The organism is Clostridium sp. DL-VIII, assembly GCF_000230835.1.
In the GTDB taxonomy this organism is placed as follows: Bacteria; Bacillota; Clostridia; order Clostridiales; family Clostridiaceae; genus Clostridium.
The window spans coordinates 6,215,525-6,237,002 of the sequence record NZ_CM001240.1; the positions used below are offsets into that span (position 1 = coordinate 6,215,525).

Here is a 21,478-nt window from a genome sequence, read left to right on the forward strand (position 1 = left end):
GAAAAACCTGAAGGCTTTTCCTCCTCAACTTATAACTCATAACTTGATTAACACTTATATTATAGTTCTTCTCCATTAGTCTTTATTACATTTTGATACCAGTAGAAGCTGTCCTTCTTATAACGATTCATTGAAGCACCTTCTTCTTCTTCACGATCTACATAAATAAATCCATAACGTTTTTGATATCCATTTAACCAGCTTAATAAGTCTGTTATTGACCATGTGCAGTATGCTAGTACTTCGCATCCTTCATTAATAGCTTCCTTTAATTCTTCTACATGCGCCTTTAAATACGCTATACGATACTCATCATGAATCTTATTATCTTCAGTCTTCTTATCAAATGCACCTAGTCCATTTTCAGAAATAATTATTGGTAAGTCATATCTGCTTGTAATAGTTCTACAAGCCATTCTTATACCTATTGGATCTATAGTCCAATCCCAATCTGTAGTTTTTAAGTATTGATTTGGTGGATTTTTAAATAATCCTGGAGTACCACTAACTTGTGCTGTTCCTTTTTTACCTGTTGTATTCATTTCAGCCATTCCAACACCATCAATTGGATTGTACTCAACAACTGCAGTTTGATAGTAGTTGACCCCCATAAAATCTACTTGTGCTGCTGCTTTCATAAGTTCTGCATCTCCTTCTTCAAAGGTAGGTGCAACACCTTGTGTTTCTAAATATTTAAATGCCGCTTTTGGATATCTTCCATATGCATATACATCCATCCACCAAAATGATTGTATATCATCATAATCTGCTTTCGCTATATTATTTATTGGATTACAATCTATTGCATAACTTGGTGAAAATGCAAAGCTGGCACCTATTTTCCCGTTTGGAACTATCTTTCTAAAAGCAAGAACTGCCTTAGCATGAGCTAAATTTGCATTATGATTTACTTGATAAAACATCTTTGAATCATTTTTCTTGCCTGGTGGGTGTATAGCCATCATCCAGCCATGTGCTGTAAATATATTTTGTTCATTTAAAGTTATCCAATACTTAACCTTATCTTTATAACGCTTAAATAATGTTACAGCATAGTTTTCAAAATCATCAATGATTTGTCTGCTTTCCCACCCATTATATTCTTCCTGTAGCGCTAATGGTAAGTCCCAATGATATATTGTGACCATTGGTTCAATCCCGTACTTTAAACATTCATCAATTACATTATCATAAAATTGTAATCCTTTTTCGTTAACTTCTCCTTTTCCCTTTGGATAAATTCTTGGCCAAGAGATAGAGAATCTATATGTCTTTAATCCCATTTCCGCCATTAAAGCTATATCTTCTTTATAACGATGATAGTGATCAACAGCTACATCTCCATTAGTACCTTTAAATGTTTTTCCTGGAATTCTTACAAATTCATCCCAATTACTTTTTCCTTTTCCTTCTTCTTCTGCTGCACCCTCTACTTGATAGGCAGCCGATGCACTTCCCCATAAGAAATCTTTTGGAAAACCATGTTTTTCTTTAAAATACATCTTTCATCCTCCTAACAACGTTTTATTCTTACATTTTTGATAAAAGCCTATCGAAAAAACAACAAGTAAATCCACCTAAATATTTGGATTTGTTATTTTCTTTCATAGGCCTAACTAATTCCCTCAAATTAACATTCAAAAAACAATACTAAACATTAGCAAGACTCTATAAGTCTAGCCTATCATATACATCAAACTTTGTCTATAACTTTTGATATTTTAAGATATAACTTTATATGAAAATAACATGACTTTTACCATGATCAATAACGTTCTTCTATTATTCCGATAAATTTACTAATATATATTGACAATTAATATCGTACAAGTGTAATATTATTACAATATCATTTAAATTCTTAGTAAATCGATAGAAATTATATGGGGGAATAAAATATGAAAAAAAGAAATCTAGTTAGTTTATTATTAATAGGAGTATTAACCGCTACATCTTTATTAAGCTGTGGCAGTTCTGGAAACACTGCATCAAATAATAGTAAATCTGAGCAATCATCCACTACAAGTTCTGATGATTTACTAGCACAAATCAAATCCAGCGGAACTTTAAAAATAGGTACTGAAGGCACATATGCCCCTTACACTTATCATAATGATAAAAATGAATTAGTTGGGTATGATGTAGAGGTTGGACAAGCTATCGCAAAGGAACTTGGTGTAAAAGCTGAATTTATAGAAACACCATGGGATTCATGTATAGCAGGGCTAGATGCAAAACGTTACGATGTTGTTATGAATCAGGTTGGAATCACTGATGAAAGAAAAGAGAAATATGATTTTTCAACACCTTATACTGTAACAAGAGCTGTACTTATAGTGGGTAAAGATAATAATGACATTAAGTCTTTCAACGATTTAAAGGGTAAAAAAGCAGCACAGGGATTAACAAGTAACTTTGCAGATATGGCTAAAAAGTACGGCGCAGATTTAGTTGATACAGATGGTCAATTTAGTAAGTCAATAGATCTTATTGCAAGTGGTAGAGCAGATGCCACAATCAATGACGATGTTGCTTTCTATGACTACTTAAAGCAAAAACCAGATGCTCCATTAAAAATTGCTGATACTCTTAATGAAGCAAGTAATAATGCTGTTTTAATACGTAAAGGTAATGATTCTTTCGTAAATGCAGTAAATGATGCTTTAGCTAAATTAGATAAAGATGGAACATTAAAAAATATCTCTGAAAAATACTTTGGAAATGATGTTACAAAATAATAAAAAGGAGTATCCTTATGTTTTTTGACGATCGTATAGTTGAAATTATAAAAAGCTCGCTCTTTCCTATGCTTAAAGCTGGAATCATATATTCAATTCCACTGACGCTGGTTTCTTTTGCAATTGGACTGCTCATAGCTATTCTAGTTGCATTAGTTCAAATTTCAACCCTTAAAATTTTAAAACAAGTCACAAAATTTTATGTATGGATATTTAGAGGTACTCCTCTTTTAGTTCAGCTTTTCATAATCTTTTATGGACTTCCAAGTGCTGGAATAAAGATAGATCCAATACCATCAGCTATAATTGCATTTTCCCTAAATGTTGGTGCTTATAGTTCTGAAACAATAAGAGCAGCCATATTATCAATACCTAAGGGGCAATGGGAAGCGAGTTATTCCCTAGGTATGACTTATATACAAACTCTTACAAGAACTATTCTTCCACAAGCTGCAAAAGTATCAATTCCGCCACTTTTTAATACATTTATAAGTCTTGTTAAAGATACATCACTGGCAGCTAACATAACAGTTACTGAAATGTTCATGGAAACTCAGAGAATTGTTGCAAGAACCTATGAACCTCTTGTTTTATATTGCGAAGTAGCTTTGGTCTATCTGATTTTCTGTACAATATTAGCGCAAATACAAAAGTATTCAGAGAAGAAACTATCTGTAGGCTAAAATTTTATGCCATTTTTTCTCTGCTGGGAGGATTTAACTATGGTTGAAATTCAAAATTTAAACAAACATTATGATAATATACACATATTAAAAAATATTAACTTGACTATTGAATCAAATAAAACAACTGTAATTATAGGTCCGTCAGGTTCTGGAAAAACCACTCTTCTTAGATGCCTCAACCTTCTTGAAACACCTGATGAAGGCATGATAATCATGAATAATGATGTATTGGATTTTTCTAAAGGAAATATAACAAAAACTGAAATAAACTCATATAGAAAAAAGACAGGTATGGTTTTTCAAAGTTTTAATTTGTTTCCTCACAGAACTGCACTTGAAAATATAATTGAAGGTCCTATAACAGTTTTAAAAATCCCTAAAAAGCAAGCAATAAAAAACGCTGAACTCCTTTTAGCAAAAATCGGATTATTAGATAAACGGAATAATTATCCACATCAATTATCAGGCGGGCAGCAACAGCGTGTTGCAATTGCAAGAGCTCTAGCGATGAAACCTGAAATACTGCTTTTTGATGAACCTACAAGTGCATTAGATCCTGAACTTGAAGTAGAGGTTTTAAATCTTATAAAAGAACTTGCCAAGGAAAATTACACAATCGCAATTGTTACTCATAAAATGTCTTTTGCACGAGAAGTTGCAGATGAACTCCTATTTGTAGATAAAGGAGAAATTATTGAAAGAGGATCCTATGATGCTTTAAATAATTCTGATAATGAAAGAATCCGGCAATTTTTAAACTTACTTAATTAATATTAAAGGGAGCGTCGCAAAATGATTGAATTTTAATCAGGAGCGATGCTCCTTTTCGATTATTAATAATTTTTTATTACTCCTAAGTCCCAGATAAGCTTTTGATAATCGCCATTCAAATTAGTAGTACCTTGAATGAGGAAATCAACATGATTAATATCGTTTATCTCCATTTTCTGATTATATCCTGAACGTAGGATTTCGCCATGTGATACATTAGTTGTCCACTTATCTGCATCATAAGTTAAATTACCATGCCATGCCCACTTTTCAGCTACTTGAGTCCATGGTCCTCCAGCATTCTTTGATGTCCATAATTCATAATAGCGGCCATCTTTCTGATCTTCAATAATCATATAATATTGACCATCTGCAAGTGATTTATAAACATGTGAACCTTCGAAGGAATTAGTTATAGCCACTGTAGGTGCACTCCAACCTGTTGGGAAATTAGCTAAAGAGGTCTTACGTACGTACAATTTTCCTGAACCATCACTTGGTGTATTATACATGTACGCATATGAATCATCACAAACAATGTAGTAATCCCATCCCATATTTCCTGATATACCAAATGATTTTGGTCCTGACCAAGAATTAGGATCATCTATATTTTTTGTTGTAGAATAGGCTACCCCATAAGTTCCATCTTGATATACTAAATACCATAGCCCCTTAGGCTCATAATAAAATACCTCAGGTGCACAAAAATAGCTTTCTCCAATTGAACTCATATAATTACGTGGCGCAGTTTTAAGTCCTGAAATTGTACTTGCAGACGTATGAAGCATCTGCCACCCTCCACTTTGATTTGCTCCTGTATAAAACACATGATATTTGCCATTATAGTAAACAATGCTCGGGTCCTTAGCACCATAATAATCATATGGTTTTGCTTCACCATGACGAATAACTCTTTCACCTACATGCCATGTCGGACTAGGATTTGCTGCTGCACTTGCTGCCGATACAAATGATGATGTTATTAGTACTAAACCAATAATAAACATAACACTTTTTCTCATTAATCTTTTCATAAATACATCCTCCTTAAATAATAAAATTAGATTCATATTATTCCCAATCTCTCCTCATTCCCCCTTTTCCTATGGTATGTTATCTTTTTTTGATGTCAAAAATTACAATGAATCATATCAATTGTAATTGCTGTCACAAACTTTATCTGCTGACTATAAAAAGTTTATTTATATTCCTATGCTCTTCAATTTGTAGTCGTTTACTTGAAATTACTTTATCACACTATATTAGGTGAAAATATGGTTATATAACCTTTATTAGCATAATTATATCATCTTGTAATAAAACGATCGCATTATCTTAAGCCCGATAATCGTCATCTCATGCAATCAAATTATAGATATATTGAATCACAAAATATGGACTAAGTTTTCACTTAGTCCACATGATGTATATTATAATGCTATAAAAGCTTATTCGTTATCTAAACTTTGCTTTCCTTGAAGCAGTTTAGCGGTGATACCAGATACAATAGGAACTGTTAGAATAATTGCAAAGCCGCCACAAACAGCATTAAGAATATCAATTGCGATGCCGTTAGAGTTTATCAATTGTTTAAACTGGACTTCATAAGAATACATCAATATAAATGAAAAAATTGACTCACCTAGAAATGCTAAAATAAGTGTGTTTGTCATGGTACCCATCATATCGCGTCCTATATTCATACCAGAGTTGAATAATTCCGTAAAGCTAACATCTGGTTTTTGCTTTTGCAGCTCATTGATTGAAGTTGCAATAGAAATAGCAATATCCATTACAGCACCTAATGAAGCAATAATAATCCCTGTAAATAGAAGATCCTTCACTTGCAGCTTGCTTTGACCAGCAATATTGAGCAGTGCATCTGTATCAGAGGATGTATAACCAGATACTCCCAAGATTTTGCTAAAAACAAGCATAAGGATAACTGAGATAATTACCCCAGCTACAGTTCCTAATATAGCGGACAAAGTTTTCCTGTCGAAGCCTCCCACAAGAAAAAGTGTTACGCAGGAAGTGACCACAACAAGTAAAATAGTTGCTTCAATAGCAGGTACACCATGAAAAAGTAATGGAACAAAAATAAATAGTACTGTGGTCAATGTAAATATAATCCCTAGCACAGAATGGAAACCACGCCAGCCTCCTACCAAACAGATTGCCCCAATAAAAAGACCGATAAGTACAAGCAAAGGAACAACACGATAAGGTGCAAACATATACGCATTTATAAAGGATGTGTCACCAGTGGATGTATTTACAGACACTACAATATTTTGACCATTATGAAGAACAAAATTTGTATCATAGTTAAGTGCATTATTAATTTGAAAAGTTTTTCCCTTATATTGTCCACTTTCTATAAGGACACTGACAATTTGTCTTCCACTATATAGCCCAGAAAAACCTGAAGGGTTTATTGATTGCTCATCAATTGAGACAACCTTACCTGTTTCGTAATGCATTTCTCCGCCAGCTTCTGAACTATATGGGTTATAAATCGGCGTGTGAGAACTGAAAAGTACAGCCATTATGATATAAACAAACAAAACAGCAATTGGCCCAATAACTTTACCACCTATTTTAATTGATGAAATCCAATCTAATTTTACCTTCATGTCATTTCTCCTATTTCTATACTGCACTTATATAATAGCAGCGTAATTTTATATAACAAACAATCTAGTCAATATAAACTAGATTGCTTGATCTTTTTAAAGATTTCTAATACTTATTAATTAGTTTTTTGTAATTGTATAGCTATCAATTAGTGATTGATTATTTAATGAGTAATCTGTTGTTGCATAAGTTTTAATTGTAAATGTACTATCAGTGAAAGATACATCAGAATAGGATGGAACATAACCTTGCCATCCAACAACGCTGAAAGAATGGTCTGCACTTCCTCCAACTGAATCGTTACTACCTGAATTGAAGTCATAATATTTACTTCCTGTTCCAGTGTCAAGAGTAAAGTAAACTGTGCCTTTAGGATTTGTTACACTGTCTGGATAATCTTTTTTTGCATAAGTAGCTTTTGGATTTGTAGTTCCTGGTATAGAAGTAGTATTAGTCTTTTCTAAATTTTCAGATGCTCCAGTATCAGGATTAATGACATTTCCATTAAGCATTTGAGCTGTACGAGTATAATAATGATCATGGCCTTGTAATACAACATCTACATTATATTTATCCATCATCTTTGTCCAAGTGTTACGAATTGTTAAAACTGGATCATCAATCTCATTCTTAGTATTGTGATTTGCTTCACTGTATGCAGATTGATGCCATACAGCTACTTTCCATTTTACATTTGGATTAGCTTTAATAGCTTCACTCATAAATTGATCATGACCAGCTGTAGCATAGTTATTTGCATTAAGTACCATAAATAAAACAGGGCCAGCATTAAACCAATAGTCTCCGTCATTTCCATATCTTGTAGCACCAAGCTTGCTTATGTTTGGTTGATTGTAATGATAACCGTAATATTCACCCATTTGATGATCATGGTTACCAGAAAACGCAGCTAAAGGCATACTTTGTATATAATTTATTGAAGGATCAGGATTGAAAAAGTCTCTATATTGATACCATTGTCCATCAGGAACACCTGAAGGTTGAGTTAAGTAATCATAATCGTTAATTTGATCTCCCATTGAAAATAAGAAGTTTAAATCTTTATTTTGAGTTACCAGCTTAAGCATGTTTTGCCAGCCAGTTTTATCATCATTTAAGTTCTTATGTCCACCTGTAGCATTGGATTTAGCAGTCCCCTTAGAATCATCAAATGCACCAATTTGTGGATCACCAAAAGCGGCAAAGCTTACCTTATCAGTAGGTAGAGTAGTAATCGTATAAACTGGACTCCAATTACCTTTCTCGTCACTTACAGAATATGAATATTGTGTGTTTGGATCTAATCCTGTTACTGTTGCCTTATTTGAATATTCACCAGTTAGAGTACCTGCTGAAGGTTTTCCATTAAAAGCGTTATCCCCATAATTAGCAGGTTCAGGAGTTCCTTTAGTATGAGGAAGAACTGAATAATCCTGATCAATAGCTTGTGTAGCTTTTACGGCAGCCTGATCTGCAGTCTGAACCACAGCAGAGTCTGGAAATTGTGTGCCATTCATTTTAGATGTGGGTGAAATTTTCACTTGAGTTTTTCCAGCAGCTTGAGTAAACCAAGCGAAATCAAGTTCCTTTGGATTTGAACCAACACCTGCATTAATGTTATAAGGACCTGCTACCTGAGGCAAAGAAAAGCCTTCAATGCTTGAGGTTCCTGTAACAGCAGCATTAACATCTGCTATATAAGGTAGACATGCAGAAGTAGCAACAACTGCAGCTACTGCAATTGGAAGAATAAACTTAGTTTTCTTACTAATTTTCATATAATATGACCTCCTAAAATAAATAATTCCTTCTTATTAACGTTACTCCTTTCAGTTTAAGTGATGGTTAATATATGGTTAATTTTGCTTTAAATATTTTAATTTACCATTAATTCTCTTAAAATACTCCACGCAGATGTTTTGATTCATGAAAACAAATAGGCTTTTAATTTCTTCAATTAAATAAGTCACACCGGCTTAACTTAAGTATTATCATATTTTATTTGTTTTCGCTGCTTCCCATAAGACTATTAGAAATCATGCCAATAATCACAAATATTATACCTATAATTCCAAAAGTATTTGGGATTTTATCACCAAAAACAAATATACCTCCAAGTAATGTAAACACCACTTCTCCAGCTTGAGTTGATTCTATAATAGCCATTTTATGAGTATCTCCCCCAACCATATCTCCAGCCTTAAAAAATAGCACAGTTGCAATAACACCTGAAAAAATGGCAACTATTAAAGACTGAATTAACTGTCCCTTACTTGGAAGACCATCAAAAATTATACCAAAGGAAGACAAAGCAAGCCAAAATGGCATACTGCAAAGAGTCATCCCAAATACTCTCTGAAAAGTGGTAAACTTATTTTCACATATCTCTATCATTTTACGATTTCCAAGCGGATAGGCAAAAGCAGCTAAAATTACTGGTATGATGCCTATACCCAATTGTGATGCAGAGACAGCCTTTGAATGCTCAAATTGCATTAGTAATATCCCAAATAAAATCACACTAGACATCAAAATAGATTTCTTAGGTGCTCTGCATCTTACTCTAGTAACTTTAGCCCCGGTTTGTACATTTTTAAAAAATAATGGTGACATAAGCGCTCCCGCAACTATTGTTATCTGCCATGTGCCTGCAACTAACCATGATGCACCATAAGCTGAAGCAAAGCTTAGTGGAGCATAAAAAATTCCAAATCCTACTGTGCTCCATATAATCCATTGAAATGTTCTCTCTTTTATATCTTTTAAAACATAAAACAATTCTTTTTTAAAAAAAACAATAACAGATAAAATTGGTAGCATAAAAACATATCTAAGACATGCGCTCCAAATCCAATTTCCTCCAGAGACACTCATTTGTTGATTTAATACAAAAGTGAATGCAAAGAAAAATGATGCAGCTATTCCAAGTGCAAATGCCTTTATCATATATATCTCCCCTTTCTATATGTTATATTATATATTTATGCGTTATATTGCTCAATATATAATTTACTTTTCCTCTAGAATGCTATAAAATATATCTAGAAAATTGCTCTTCCATAATGTACAAAACTATTGATTAATAGCAAGGAGGTTTTTATGGAAAATCTAAATTTGATTATAGGAAATAAACTTAAATATATAAGAAGTAAGAGAAATTTAAGTTTGGATGAACTATCTAAGTTAACCGGTGTCAGCAAAGCAATGCTTGGTCAAATAGAGCGAGGACAATCTAATCCTACGGTTTCAACCTTATGGAAAATTGCAACTGGACTTAAGGTATCTTTTTCTGTCTTTATCGATGAGAGTAATGATGAGCTTAATATAATAGATCAAGAAGATATAATTCCAATAATAGAAGAAAACAGTAAAATGCGATTATATCCCATATTCCCTTTTGATATTAGTAAAGGATTTGAAATATTTACAATAGAACTTGAGTCTGGCTGTATTCATCCTTCCACACCACATAATGATGAAGTTGAAGAATATATCCTAGTCACACAAGGCGAAATTGAAATGATTATAGATAATAAAAGCTTTAGATTAAAAAAGGGAAATTCTTTGAATTTTAAAGCAAACAAATCGCATACTTATAAAAATATAAGCGATTCTACAGCTATATTTCAGAATATAATACTCTACAAAAAAATAGAATAAAAGGCTTAACAGATTTTCTTTTAGCTTCACTATTATCTTTATTTTTAAGTGCCTCTCTCTAAACTTCTGCCATATAAAATAATAATTGAATTAAAAACCACATCATTAATTTAGAATAATGTGATTTTGAACTGTCACAATGAACTAAAATTAAATATTTCTGTGTCTATTTAATTTGAATACATATACTTTCTAGCTATTAAAGCCTTGTAAATTCTCGAAGTTAAGTTTATACTGTCAGTAATACTTAGAGTTCTATCTAAGTATTACTGAGTTTTAAAGTTTTTTATAAAATTTTCGAGGAGAATAAATCAATGTATACAATAAATGAAGTAGCCGATATTTGTGATATTTCACCTTATACAATTCGCTTCTATGACAAAGAAGGGCTCTTGCCTTTTGTCTCAAGAAATAGTACTGGAAATAGACAGTTTAGCGATTCAGATTTGAACGTAATCAAACTTATTTGCTGTTTAAAAAATAGCGGTATGCCAGTTAAAGAGATTAGAAGATATATTGACTTAGCAATGCAAGGGGTTGAAACCTCTGAACAGAGAAAGCAGATGATGATCGCCCATAGGAAAGAGGTTGTAAAGCAAATAGATAATTTAAAGAAAAATTTAAATATCATCGATTTAAAAATTGCCCTCTATGATTCTGATGATGGCTTATCTCTTTCTAGTATATTCGTAGAACAAGAATAGAAAAATTAATATATCCATTTATGCATGCAATGCAAAGAAAACCGCTCCTGTGAGAAAACAGATAATTATTAATCTCCTTGAGGCAATAATTTTAAAATGAACTTGAAATAGAAAATAAGCAGGCAATTACTTAAAGTAGTATCTAAGTGACTGCCTGCTTATCTTAAGATTAATAATATGTTTTTAGTTATTTCTTACTACTTAAGTTTTAATTAAATAAACTTTACGTTTGTCAACTTCTCTGATTCCTCCCAAAGCTTTGAAGCAACCTTAACATCCATAGCTTGTGGTGCAATTTTAGCTATTTTAGGATACCCTCTCACTTCGCTCATTTTTGAAGGTCCATAATATGTTCCACCTGTTGCATTTTCTGCTGTCGCAGCATAAAGTGATGGCCATGCTCCATGAGCTGCTGGCTGAAATAAAAACGGACCAAATAAACGTCGCACAATTCCAGTTGGGCTATTCTTTCCGGCTCCATTAGGTATTAATTCTGTTCTTGATATACCTGGATGCGCACCTATACTGCTAATTCCCCAGCCAGCTGCATCACTTCTTCGCTGTAATTCAAATGCAAACATAAGGCATGCGAGTTTCGACTGAGAATAAGTTACCATTGGTTTGTAGCTGTGTTCTGCTTGAATATCATCAAAGTCTATAACTCCTGAAAGATGAGCTAAGCTACTCAGGGTGATTACCCTTGGCTTATTTCCTTTCTTTAAAAGAGGAAGCATATGTGCTGTTAATGCAAAATGTCCAAAATAATTTGTACCCATTTGCAGTTCAAACCCATCTTTTGTAACCAAGCGCTTAGGCGGAGCCATTACTGCTGCATTGTTTATAAGAATATCTAAACTTTTGCGCTCAGATCTCATTCGTTCACCAAATTCTTCTATAGATGCAAGATCTGCTAGATCAAGTTTTTCAAAACGTATATTTCCAGAAGGATTTATTTTCTTAATCTTTCTTATAGCTTCCTCTCCTTTATCCTTATTTCTACCAGCCATTATAACCTCAGCTCCTGCACGAGTCATCTCTAATGCTGTTTCATAGCCAATTCCACCTGTTCCTGTAATAACAACTGAGCGACCTTTTTGTGAAGGAATATCTGCCGAAGTCCAATTTCGTTTCATATTTTCTGCCATAATAAACACTCCTTTTATTATCTACTGTACTTGCTTGTAAGCTGATTGATTTTACTTATTTTATAATATAAACCTTATTTACATTGCATGTCTTTTTCTAAATAAAATCATAAATTCCACTTTTATATCCTGTTTACGGAATATACATGACTTCTGTATATTCTTGTGCGATTTAAAGTACATTTTCACCATCTTTTCTAGATTTATAAAAGATGTTAAAAGTTCTTGTATTGTACTTTGTACTAATACTAACACTTAGAGTTTTATATAAGTCAAGCATATTTAAAAATTTTCTTTAAGAAGATTTTAAGCCATGTATAACATCAATAAAATCCAGGAAATCTGCGTCCTTCAGTATATACAACTCACTTTTGTTACAAATAAGGACTTCTTCCCTTTACCCAAAACCAACAGCAACCTAGAAGTGATATAACCTTGCCTACTGTCTTATAAGCACTGGTATACAAATCAAAAAAATAAGCAGATAATTACTTAGAGTACTGTCTAAGTAATTACCTGCTTATTTTACATGTATTGTTTTCTTATTTATCTTAAAAAGAATTGAATCAATTTCATCCAATCCACTACTGGTCTTTTACTCTCCTGTTCACTTTAAAGCCTACAATAAAAAGCTTGGAATAAAATGAGATAAAAATCTAAAAGGCCCTTATTTTTAAGGTACAAAAATTATAATAACTGATTTAGCTTGCTTTCAGGCTCTTCACCATTCTCTACACGTTTTATATTATTTACAAATTGCTTCAAGTGTTGTATCCTCACCACCATATACAATCTCATTTCTTTTATCATACATGTTATCTATCCAGTTAGAAGGAAGCTCCCAATATAGATGTCATAGTCATCACTGAATCATTTATTGGATTTACAGCTTCTTTCCAAGCTGATACGCCTGCTCAGGATAATTTGTTTTTTCGATGGCTTCCCGTTCGTTACAGCCGTTTGCAAGCACGATGCCGCAGTCCTGCCACTGTAGATAACGCAGTGTCTCATTGTAGCTTCCAACAACACCATTCATGACATGCTCTTCTTTACCGGCAGCGGTTACCATCAGTATAGCTTTTTTATCTGCACCTTTCAGTTGATTGTTAATGCCATGGAAGCGGTCTATAGCCATTTTAATCTGAGAAGATACACCGAAAAAATACAGCGGTGTTACAAATGCAATCAAATCGGCGTCAATTAAATGTGGATATAGCTTTGCCATACTGTCCTGAAAAACGCAGGGTTTATCACCATGCTCACACTTATTACAGCTAGTACAGGGATGGACTCCTTCAAAAGCTGCATCGAATCGAAAAATTTCGTGTCCCGCTTCCTTGGCACCTTTGATAAATTTATCTGCCAGGAGAGTGGACGTACCAAATTTGCGTGGGCTTCCTGTTATTACAGTTACTTTCATTTCAAGTCACTCCTTTTATAAGAATGTTTTATCCAACTGAATATCAGTTGAATTTATATCAGTAATATTATACAATCGTATAAAGATTATTATAAGTATGCACTTTTATGACGCATACTTTCGTAAAGGATAGTGTGAATATGAATAATGAATCGATTCAAAGGAAATCTAATATTGCTGATACTCCTTTTGGGTACACACTTTCCGTTTTAGGTGGAAAGTGGAAAATGATAATTCTTTATTTGCTATATGGTCATAAGGTAGTTCGATATAACGAATTAAAGCGCCTAATCGGAACGATTACTTATAAGACACTAAGTGTACAGCTCAAAGAGTTAGAAAAAGATGGTCTTGTCACTCGCAAAGAATACCCACAAATTCCACCTAAAGTAGAATACAGTCTTTCAGAAAAAGGAAGATCACTAATACCGATCATGGGTGCAATGTGCATATGGGGGCAGGAGCATCGATAACTACTTTTCCAAACAGCAAGCATATATCCTTTTTTAGGGACTCATACTCGATTATCCATGGATACTTATTTACATGTTACTAAGAAAATGAGCGATAATACAGTGGATATACTCGAAAATATCTTAAAGGATACTAATAATTATACAAATGATGGTAAATAATTATATTATAAAAATTACCACCCACTACTTATTAACGGTGGCAAATGGGTGACAAGTTAATATTTTGCCACATAATAATAAATAATCATTATAAAATATATATTTAAATGGTATAGAAAATCAATAATCATTAATTAAAACTATTTAATTAGTTGTCACTTTGTCACATAGTCTTAACATTAGTTATATCAACAGCTTTAGGTGGACAGTTTTATTAGTCACATAATTGTCACTTTAACATAAATCCCCCACTGTTTGATATTAGATTTTTGGAACATTTTAACACCACAATGCCCTCAACTACATGCAAAAAATCTGTAAAATGAAATTTTAGAAATTACTTTATAATCAGCATTATCTGTATGAGTAATCTCATAATATGAGAGTTTAATAATGTTAGATCTATAACTATATTAAAATTTATTATTTTAATTGTGACAAATCTATTGTAAATGCTTCTCCTACTTGCTTTAATTCAGATTTACCACCACCCTTTTGCAATTCTACATCATAAGGAGTTAATGTTAATATTTTTGCATTTTCATTCAGATTATTAAGCCCATGTCTTTGTATTTTAAATAATGCATGATCTTCATCACTATTTAATGAATAAAATTCAACTTTATTTCCCAAATCATCAGTTCCTATCAATAAAATTAGATTATACTTTTTACTTGTTTTGAAATTTGATATAGAAGCATAAATTTTTTGACCTAATGAGTTATCTGTATATTTTTTTAAAGTATATTCTGTTCCATCTTCAATAGTAAATCTATTATTGAGTTCTATTTCCCTTGTATCTGCTTTTAGTTCATTACCATCAGCCTTAAATTCAAAATTCCACTTTCCTTTTTTTTCGGATCCATTCTCTAATTCTATCGATTGACATTCAATTTTTATATCTAAACTTCCACTTAAATCTATATTTTCCAAATCATAAGTAATAACTTCTTGGGTACTATAAACATCAATGACTTTTGAATGAAAATTATTAATATTTTCTTCATTTGCTTTCTTTCCATTTATATAAATATTCCCTTTAATATGCACTGGTCTTATACTTTCACCTAATTTTTTATCAGCAGACTCACTATAAGAAACTATTATTTCACTTCCATCCAATATGACTTCATTTAATTTAACTGTTATTCCATTATCAGTTACAGACTTATTTACAACGGTTTTATATTCATCCAAACTCTTTGCAATTCCAAAAAAACTACTAATATCATCTATCCCTGTTATTACTAACACTTTTGTTAATACCTCTGCTCCTACATTTGTTCCAAATAATGTAACAGTTAATGCTACAACCATTCCTGCTACTAGAATATTTCTTTTGTGTGCTTTCTTTTTAGTTTTATTATTGCTATAATCTCTATAACCTTCTTTAATTGCATTATTTATTAAACCATCTAGCTTGGAAGAAACTTCAATATTGTCTATCTTTATTTTTTTCATTGTTTTACTTCCTCCATATATTTCTTCATTTTTCTTAATGTCCTACTAATATTACTTTTAATAGTACCTAACGGTGTAGTTGTAATATTAGATATTTCTTTTAATGGCATATCCTTCAAATATCTCATAACAATAAACTCTCTCTCCTTAACAGATAGTTTATTTAATACATCAGTTATATCATCTGCACATTCAAATTGTTCTTCGTCTATTGCAATAATGTCTTTATAATCTTCTATATCTACTAAAACTACTTTATTATTTTTTTTAATATAATCTTTGCATTTGTTAATAGTTATTTTCATCATCCAAGTATTAAAGTATTGTGGTTCTTTTAATGTATCTAATGACTGTATTGCCTTTATTATTGCTTCATGAATACAATCCAATGTATCATTCTCATTTCGTAAATACACGTAAGCTACTTTATACAACTTGTCCTTAATAGGCACCAATCATTTATAAAAACTCTCTCCATCTCCATCTAAAGCCTTTTTAAATGCTATTTCATCAACCAATGTTTCATCTCCGTTCTGAATCGATTCATATAATAGACGATTATATTCCTCAAAAAGTTGCACATTTTATCTCTTAACATTAAATTTAATTTTTACTATGTGTTAGCACTATATCAAATTATAAGAAAAACCTACCATATTTCCTTTATGTGTCGTAGTTAAATATGCATAAGGTATATGTTATACATCTACATCAAATAATCCTGTTATCAAGTTTTTCATCATAGATTTACCACTTTTACTTGTCCCAATGTTTATTATTGCAAATGTAAACAAACCACAAAACAAGCTGAATACATAAATAATAATATAGTACACAAAATAACCAAGACACCGATACTTCTTTAATATATTTCTTATTGTCGCAAAGCCTGTCTAAGCTCTTTTTGTGCTCAGAATTTTTCACGACAATGATCGAATTAACTCAATCCGGAGATACTTGTATCTTCATAATATTGGTGTTCAAATATTCCTTACTGACTAACTTGTCTAGAATAAGAACGAATGGAAAGATGTAAAGACAAAGTCTCCATTACTTCATTCATTAGAATATTCTCGCTTTGCGAGATTAATATAAAGGAAGAATAATACGATGAAGCAAAGAAATATTTTAATGACTATTGGTTTTGCACTATTATTAGTGCTTTTGTTTGGCGTTGTTCTAGTGCTGATGATCAGCAGTGGGGAGCGATGGTTTGCTTATCTGATTCTGGCGGCCTGTGTTAGTTTACTCGTTTTCCTTAGAAGTACGAGATTCTGGCGCGGATGGAGAATCCTGCTCTGTTGGATATTAGCGCTTGTAGTTGCATGGACTGGTCTATTTGCCAGCCAGCCTTCAACGAATATTCAACCTTACACCACGCAGAAATTGGAGCAGCCTAGCGCTCCCTATCAGCTTTTGCTGAATAACTTAACTATTGTGGATACGCGGACTGGTAATCTAACTTCCAATATGAGCATTCTGTGCGTCAATGGAAAAATCAAGGACATTGCACCAGCTGGCACAATCAAAGCGGACAATGACACAAAGATCATTGATGCAACTGGAAAGTATGTGGTTCCCGGGTATCTGAACATGCATATGCATGTGATTGGGGAAGAGAACACCTCGGAATCGATGGCTCTTCTGCTTGCTAACGGTGTAACCGGATTCCGACAAATGAGCGGCTCAGTTGAACTTCTCAAGGAATGGAGATCCGGTGCCTTTACCAGCTCTACGAACGAACCAGCGCTACTGACGATGCCCGTTGATATCATGACACCCATAAATGCACCAACGCCAGAGATTGCCGTGGAATTTGTTCGCCAGCAGCAAAAAGCCGGGGTTGACTTTATAAAAGTTGGCGGTGTTTCGCCGGATGTGTTTAATGCCATTCAAGCAGAGGCGAACAAACTCGGTATTCCGGTCGTGGGACATGTGCTTCCTGATATGGACTTGAAAGAGGTCTCGAAAAATGGTTTTCACTGCATCGAACACTTTGGCATCAACTTCGGGGCTCTGATTTCCTGCTCAACAGACGAGAAAGCCTTGAGATCGCAGGCAACTGGAATTCCTACCAAATTCACTGAAAATCCAATCTTCGTGCAGCTCATGAAGATCAGGGGCATTCAACATTTTGTGAACGAGCAATTCATAAAGTGGGGCACTAAGACCTCTGGGGGTGCAAAAGATGAAACCCAGCTGATGCATATCATTAACACTTATAGTGAAGAAAAGGCAAAAGAGCTTGCCAATGTCTATGTCCAATATAATACGTGGCAATGTCCGACTATGGTGCGCATGCATGCCGGCCTGTTCAATGGGAGCGATGAAGCCACTGCTCAGAGGCTCTATGATATATATTTAAGTCTTGTTAAGACCTACGATCTCGAAGGCGTTAAAATGATGGCTGGAACCGATGGAAGCGAAGGTAACGCTATTCACAAGGAATTTGACGAACTTGAGAAGGCCGGCATCTCCCCGCTTCATGTTCTTCAGATGACGACCCTGAACGGAGCTGAGTTTCTGAATCGCCTGGATGATATGGGCACTGCAGAAGTTGGTAAGAATGCTGATTTAGTACTTTTGGATGCAAATCCTATAGAGAGTGTTCAAAATCTTCATAAAATTGACGCTGTTATACGTGCAGGTTCCTATCACAGCAAGGAAGAACTAGACTCTATTAAGGAAAAATATACAAATGAAAAATAGAGAAGTGAATGAAATGATTTCTAATTGTTAATTAATTTTATTTTAGACAAATATTAAGAGTTTTATCTAAAAAATAAATTTAATAATATCAAATATGATTTGGTTTTCACCAAAGAAGATGGTGAATTTTTAATACCCTCTAGATTCCTACAACGAATAAAAAGATTATGTAAATATTGCACATAGAAAAATATCCGCTGGCATGATCTTAGACATAGTAATGCAACTATACTTTTTAAAAGTAAAATATCAATAAAAATTATATTTTTTAATATATTGAATTTAACTGTCAGTAAGTCAGATTCTACTATATCGTTTGGAACAGGAAAAGGCTTTACTTACAAAAATACCTGAAAGTATTTCTCGAAGCTGGAAATGTTCCATCTGACAATAATGCTGCTGAATCAAGCATTCGTGGCTTCTGTATCAGAAAAAATAACTTGCATCTTATTAATACAATTGATGGTGCTAAGATTAGTGCTATTATTTATAGTATTAGAGACAAACAAATCAAATAATTTAAAACCTTATAATTATTTTGAATTGCTTCTTACAGAAATTACAAAACATATGGAAGATACCAATCTCAATTTCCTTGAGGAGCTTCTTCCGTAGTTTGAAAGACTTCCACTTGAGTGAAAAAAACAAAATAGATATTTTTTAAGCCGCCATAAATGGCGGCTTTGCTTATATAAGTACGCATTATTTACCATGTACAAACTATACCGTCAAGTAATATATAGAACAAGTCATTCCCTTTATTGGGGCTAGATTTATAGTAGTTATTAAAAAACAGTGTCCTTATGAAGACTGTTTCATCTTTATGTATCCTGTGCAGATATCCATTTATTAATCATAAAACCATAAAATCTTTAATGCTTTCTCCAAGAATATAGTGTGAAAACCACATCAAATTCTGCTTCATAATAGCCACATTAATTCCTGGCTGACCAGAACTATATCCCATTCCTTTAAATATAACTAATTCTGTATCAACTTCCATATCCCTTAGTCCTTGATATAGCTCATATGCATTTTGAGCTGGAACTCCTGCATCATTTTCACCATGTTGAATCAAGGTGGGAGTGCAGGCTGATTTAATATATGTTATTGGTGAAGTTTTAGCATATATCTCTGGATCACTCCATGGATCATCTCCTAAATATCTCCTAATAAATTGAGGTATATCTGTATTTGCATAATAGGTAATCCAATCACTAATTCCACCTCCAACTGAAATAGCCTTAAATCTATCACTATATGTAGAACAGAAGGCTGATATATATCCCCCTTGGCTCCACCCCATAACCCCTACTCTATCCTTATCTGCAATTCCCTTGTCAACTAGCATATCAACCCCAGATATAACATCATTGTAGTCACCAATTCCCAGATTTTTATAGTTTGCTTTTAAGAATTCATTACCATACCCTGAACTTCCTCTGTAGTTTGGTTCTAAAACTATAAAGCCCTTTTCAATAAACTGCTCAATAGGATATTTTTCATTGAAGCAGCCTGAATGGATTGGAAAAGATGCCCACCCTGGACCACCATGGATTAGTACCAATAAAGGATATTTTTTATTTGAATCAAACTCTATTGAGGTTGATAAAACACCTTCTATTTCAAGATCATCACTACTTTTCCATGAGATTACTTTCCTATTACTTTTAAGTTTTCCCTTAAAAATACTATTCTCATTTGTAATTTTTTTATCGTCTAAATAGACTTCGAAGGTTTCATTGGATGTAGCCTTACTATATGATATATGATTTCCATTATCTGTTATAGAAACATCCATTATAAAGCAATCTGTTTTTTCACTTAACATGTCCACCTTACCATCTTCCGATAATAACCCAATAAGATAATTAGTTTTATCCTGCCATATAATTAAAATTCCTTTAGCTGTCCATCGTATTGGAATAACCGTACTATCAAAATCTGTTAAAGGTTGAATTAGCTCTCCACTATTAATATCATATATCTCTAGTGTACTGTCTGTTATATGTTTCTTATAGTAATCCTTCTCCCTTATGCTTGCTGTATAACATATTTTTGTGCCATTAGGAGAAAAGCAAACGCTCCCCAAAAATAACTTTTTTCCATTCATCTTATGTAACTCTCTAGATTTAATATCTAGTACGTATAGGTCTCCATTCTGATAATCTTCTTCATCTGGGCTTGGCGTAGCCATAAACACAACCTTTTTTCCATCATTTGAAATATCAAATTCATGGATATGAAAATCCTTACCGTGATTTAGTTGATACGCAATACTATTTTCGTTTTTATTCTTACCTGTACTACTGGAACCTTCTAGGTAATCATATTTATCATTAGATTTTTGTATACCTTTTTTTATTTCAATGTAATATAAAAAATTATTCTGGTATTCTTTACCCACATGTTGGAAATCTCCATATATTTCCTTGCGTTTCTTGATTTCCTCAGATTCTTTTGAATGTGCAACATAATAAAAACCCTTGCCAGTAGGCTCCCATTTGAATTTACTGATCCCTTCTTTTTCATCAGTAATACGAGAACTACTATAATCATCTACTGACTTAACAAATATCTGATTTTTCTTCTTATCCACGTCACCAACCGAACTAAGGTATGCAATATGTTTAGAATCTGGAGACCATAATGGGGATGTACAATCTATATCTCCAGTTGTTAATTGGTAACATTGCCCCTTGTCTTTTTCATATATCCATATATGGTTACTATATTTATTGTCTTTCCAGTTAGTTGTCTTCTTGACAAATGCTACGTTTTTGCCATCATCACTTATGTTTATACCTGATAAGGTTGGTAATGAAATAAGCTCTTCTATACTTAGATATGTTTTTTCATTAATATTCATTAATATACCCCCCGATCTTTATAGGTATCGTCAATGACTT

At 33.0% G+C, this 21,478-nt stretch carries 20 protein-coding genes; 8 read left to right on the plus strand and 12 right to left on the minus strand.

Features of this window, described 5'->3' with window-relative positions; translation table 11 throughout:
• Positions 1 to 59: 59 nt before the first annotated feature.
• Entirely contained in the window at positions 60 to 1,502 is a 1,443-nt protein-coding gene (locus CDLVIII_RS28055; RefSeq protein ID WP_009172866.1) for a glycoside hydrolase family 1 protein, read from the minus strand.
• A 396-nt stretch (positions 1,503 to 1,898) separates the two neighbouring features.
• Here CDLVIII_RS28055 and CDLVIII_RS28060 point away from each other — a divergent pair, with 396 nt between their 5' ends.
• The 3 genes from CDLVIII_RS28060 to CDLVIII_RS28070 are packed head-to-tail and all read left to right on the plus strand — an operon-like array spanning position 1,899 to position 4,195.
• Entirely contained in the window at positions 1,899 to 2,738 is an 840-nt protein-coding gene (locus CDLVIII_RS28060) for an amino acid ABC transporter substrate-binding protein (protein ID WP_009172867.1), read from the plus strand.
• Between the two features lie 17 nt (positions 2,739 to 2,755).
• Complete coding sequence (locus CDLVIII_RS28065; protein WP_009172868.1) at positions 2,756 to 3,421, plus strand: amino acid ABC transporter permease; 666 nt, start codon at positions 2,756 to 2,758, stop codon at positions 3,419 to 3,421.
• 39 nt (positions 3,422 to 3,460) lie between these two features.
• Positions 3,461 to 4,195: an amino acid ABC transporter ATP-binding protein gene (locus tag CDLVIII_RS28070; protein WP_009172869.1), complete on the plus strand. Its 735-nt coding sequence runs from the start codon at positions 3,461 to 3,463 to the stop codon at positions 4,193 to 4,195.
• Between the two features lie 62 nt (positions 4,196 to 4,257).
• Here CDLVIII_RS28070 and CDLVIII_RS28075 read toward each other — a convergent pair whose 3' ends face one another.
• From CDLVIII_RS28075 to CDLVIII_RS28090, 4 genes are all read right to left on the minus strand, one after another.
• Complete coding sequence (locus tag CDLVIII_RS28075) at positions 4,258 to 5,232, minus strand: non-reducing end alpha-L-arabinofuranosidase family hydrolase (protein ID WP_009172870.1); 975 nt, start codon at positions 5,230 to 5,232, stop codon at positions 4,258 to 4,260.
• 414 nt (positions 5,233 to 5,646) lie between these two features.
• Entirely contained in the window at positions 5,647 to 6,834 is a 1,188-nt protein-coding gene (locus CDLVIII_RS28080; RefSeq protein WP_009172871.1) for a YibE/F family protein, read from the minus strand.
• Between the two features lie 120 nt (positions 6,835 to 6,954).
• Positions 6,955 to 8,613, minus strand: a complete 1,659-nt coding sequence (locus CDLVIII_RS28085) for a metallophosphoesterase family protein (protein WP_009172872.1) — start codon at positions 8,611 to 8,613, stop codon at positions 6,955 to 6,957.
• Positions 8,614 to 8,833: 220 nt separating this feature from the next.
• On the minus strand, positions 8,834 to 9,781 hold the full coding sequence (locus CDLVIII_RS28090) for a multidrug resistance efflux transporter family protein (RefSeq protein ID WP_009172873.1): 948 nt from the start codon (positions 9,779 to 9,781) through the stop codon (positions 8,834 to 8,836).
• A gap of 153 nt (positions 9,782 to 9,934) precedes the next feature.
• On the opposite strand from CDLVIII_RS28090, the gene CDLVIII_RS28095 reads away from it, so the two are divergent.
• Together CDLVIII_RS28095 and CDLVIII_RS28100 are read left to right on the plus strand one after the other, a co-directional pair.
• Positions 9,935 to 10,495: an XRE family transcriptional regulator gene (locus CDLVIII_RS28095; protein WP_009172874.1), complete on the plus strand. Its 561-nt coding sequence runs from the start codon at positions 9,935 to 9,937 to the stop codon at positions 10,493 to 10,495.
• A 314-nt stretch (positions 10,496 to 10,809) separates the two neighbouring features.
• The gene (locus CDLVIII_RS28100) at positions 10,810 to 11,199 is read left to right on the plus strand and encodes a MerR family transcriptional regulator (RefSeq protein WP_009172875.1); all 390 of its coding nucleotides are present in this window, start codon (positions 10,810 to 10,812) and stop codon (positions 11,197 to 11,199) included.
• Positions 11,200 to 11,411: 212 nt separating this feature from the next.
• Here the strand turns inward: CDLVIII_RS28100 and CDLVIII_RS28105 are convergent, their stop codons facing one another.
• Positions 11,412 to 12,344 (minus strand): oxidoreductase, encoded by a 933-nt coding sequence (locus CDLVIII_RS28105; protein ID WP_009172876.1) that lies wholly within the window; start codon positions 12,342 to 12,344, stop codon positions 11,412 to 11,414.
• 883 nt (positions 12,345 to 13,227) lie between these two features.
• Positions 13,228 to 13,764 carry a flavodoxin family protein gene (locus CDLVIII_RS28110; RefSeq protein WP_009172877.1) on the minus strand — a complete coding sequence of 179 codons (537 nt, stop codon included), beginning with the start codon at positions 13,762 to 13,764 and terminating at the stop codon, positions 13,228 to 13,230.
• 140 nt (positions 13,765 to 13,904) lie between these two features.
• On the opposite strand from CDLVIII_RS28110, the gene CDLVIII_RS28115 reads away from it, so the two are divergent.
• A complete protein-coding gene (locus tag CDLVIII_RS28115; RefSeq protein WP_009172878.1) occupies positions 13,905 to 14,237 on the plus strand; it encodes a helix-turn-helix domain-containing protein in 333 nt (110 codons plus the stop codon).
• A gap of 585 nt (positions 14,238 to 14,822) precedes the next feature.
• On the opposite strand, the gene CDLVIII_RS28120 is transcribed toward CDLVIII_RS28115, so the two are convergent.
• The 4 genes from CDLVIII_RS28120 to CDLVIII_RS31705 all read right to left on the minus strand — a co-directional run bounded on the left by CDLVIII_RS28120 (position 14,823) and on the right by CDLVIII_RS31705 (position 16,696).
• Complete coding sequence (locus CDLVIII_RS28120) at positions 14,823 to 15,860, minus strand: DUF4179 domain-containing protein (protein ID WP_009172879.1); 1,038 nt, start codon at positions 15,858 to 15,860, stop codon at positions 14,823 to 14,825.
• Complete coding sequence (locus tag CDLVIII_RS28125) at positions 15,857 to 16,312, minus strand: sigma-70 family RNA polymerase sigma factor (RefSeq protein WP_242835808.1); 456 nt, start codon at positions 16,310 to 16,312, stop codon at positions 15,857 to 15,859. Before CDLVIII_RS28125 ends, CDLVIII_RS28120 begins: the two co-directional genes overlap by 4 nt.
• A 3-nt stretch (positions 16,313 to 16,315) precedes the next feature.
• Positions 16,316 to 16,441, minus strand: coding sequence for a hypothetical protein (locus tag CDLVIII_RS32705; RefSeq protein ID WP_009172881.1), 126 nt, complete (start codon positions 16,439 to 16,441; stop codon positions 16,316 to 16,318).
• A gap of 117 nt (positions 16,442 to 16,558) precedes the next feature.
• Positions 16,559 to 16,696, minus strand: coding sequence for a hypothetical protein (locus tag CDLVIII_RS31705; protein WP_186005534.1), 138 nt, complete (start codon positions 16,694 to 16,696; stop codon positions 16,559 to 16,561).
• 274 nt (positions 16,697 to 16,970) lie between these two features.
• On the opposite strand from CDLVIII_RS31705, the gene CDLVIII_RS28130 reads away from it, so the two are divergent.
• Together CDLVIII_RS28130 and CDLVIII_RS32825 are read left to right on the plus strand one after the other, a co-directional pair.
• Positions 16,971 to 18,569, plus strand: coding sequence for an amidohydrolase family protein (locus CDLVIII_RS28130; protein WP_009172882.1), 1,599 nt, complete (start codon positions 16,971 to 16,973; stop codon positions 18,567 to 18,569).
• Between the two features lie 350 nt (positions 18,570 to 18,919).
• Positions 18,920 to 19,087: a transposase gene (locus CDLVIII_RS32825; RefSeq protein ID WP_347462535.1), complete on the plus strand. Its 168-nt coding sequence runs from the start codon at positions 18,920 to 18,922 to the stop codon at positions 19,085 to 19,087.
• A 335-nt stretch (positions 19,088 to 19,422) separates the two neighbouring features.
• Here CDLVIII_RS32825 and CDLVIII_RS28135 read toward each other — a convergent pair whose 3' ends face one another.
• Positions 19,423 to 21,438, minus strand: a complete 2,016-nt coding sequence (locus CDLVIII_RS28135) for a S9 family peptidase (RefSeq protein WP_009172883.1) — start codon at positions 21,436 to 21,438, stop codon at positions 19,423 to 19,425.
• Positions 21,439 to 21,478: the final 40 nt, after the last annotated feature.

What these genes read in the sequence shown, in the direction of transcription:
- CDLVIII_RS28055 (WP_009172866.1), bottom strand. Translation starts at nt 1,502, where the DNA reads ATGTATTTTAAAGAAAAACATGGTTTTCCAAAAGATTTCTTATGGGGA.
- CDLVIII_RS28060 (WP_009172867.1), top strand. Translation starts at nt 1,899, where the DNA reads ATGAAAAAAAGAAATCTAGTTAGTTTATTATTAATAGGAGTATTAACC.
- CDLVIII_RS28065 (WP_009172868.1), top strand. Translation starts at nt 2,756, where the DNA reads ATGTTTTTTGACGATCGTATAGTTGAAATTATAAAAAGCTCGCTCTTT.
- CDLVIII_RS28070 (WP_009172869.1), top strand. Translation starts at nt 3,461, where the DNA reads ATGGTTGAAATTCAAAATTTAAACAAACATTATGATAATATACACATA.
- CDLVIII_RS28075 (WP_009172870.1), bottom strand. Translation starts at nt 5,232, where the DNA reads ATGAAAAGATTAATGAGAAAAAGTGTTATGTTTATTATTGGTTTAGTA.
- CDLVIII_RS28080 (WP_009172871.1), bottom strand. Translation starts at nt 6,834, where the DNA reads ATGAAGGTAAAATTAGATTGGATTTCATCAATTAAAATAGGTGGTAAA.
- CDLVIII_RS28085 (WP_009172872.1), bottom strand. Translation starts at nt 8,613, where the DNA reads ATGAAAATTAGTAAGAAAACTAAGTTTATTCTTCCAATTGCAGTAGCT.
- CDLVIII_RS28090 (WP_009172873.1), bottom strand. Translation starts at nt 9,781, where the DNA reads ATGATAAAGGCATTTGCACTTGGAATAGCTGCATCATTTTTCTTTGCA.
- CDLVIII_RS28095 (WP_009172874.1), top strand. Translation starts at nt 9,935, where the DNA reads ATGGAAAATCTAAATTTGATTATAGGAAATAAACTTAAATATATAAGA.
- CDLVIII_RS28100 (WP_009172875.1), top strand. Translation starts at nt 10,810, where the DNA reads ATGTATACAATAAATGAAGTAGCCGATATTTGTGATATTTCACCTTAT.
- CDLVIII_RS28105 (WP_009172876.1), bottom strand. Translation starts at nt 12,344, where the DNA reads ATGGCAGAAAATATGAAACGAAATTGGACTTCGGCAGATATTCCTTCA.
- CDLVIII_RS28110 (WP_009172877.1), bottom strand. Translation starts at nt 13,764, where the DNA reads ATGAAAGTAACTGTAATAACAGGAAGCCCACGCAAATTTGGTACGTCC.
- CDLVIII_RS28115 (WP_009172878.1), top strand. Translation starts at nt 13,905, where the DNA reads ATGAATAATGAATCGATTCAAAGGAAATCTAATATTGCTGATACTCCT.
- CDLVIII_RS28120 (WP_009172879.1), bottom strand. Translation starts at nt 15,860, where the DNA reads ATGAAAAAAATAAAGATAGACAATATTGAAGTTTCTTCCAAGCTAGAT.
- CDLVIII_RS28130 (WP_009172882.1), top strand. Translation starts at nt 16,971, where the DNA reads ATGAAGCAAAGAAATATTTTAATGACTATTGGTTTTGCACTATTATTA.
- CDLVIII_RS28135 (WP_009172883.1), bottom strand. Translation starts at nt 21,438, where the DNA reads ATGAATATTAATGAAAAAACATATCTAAGTATAGAAGAGCTTATTTCA.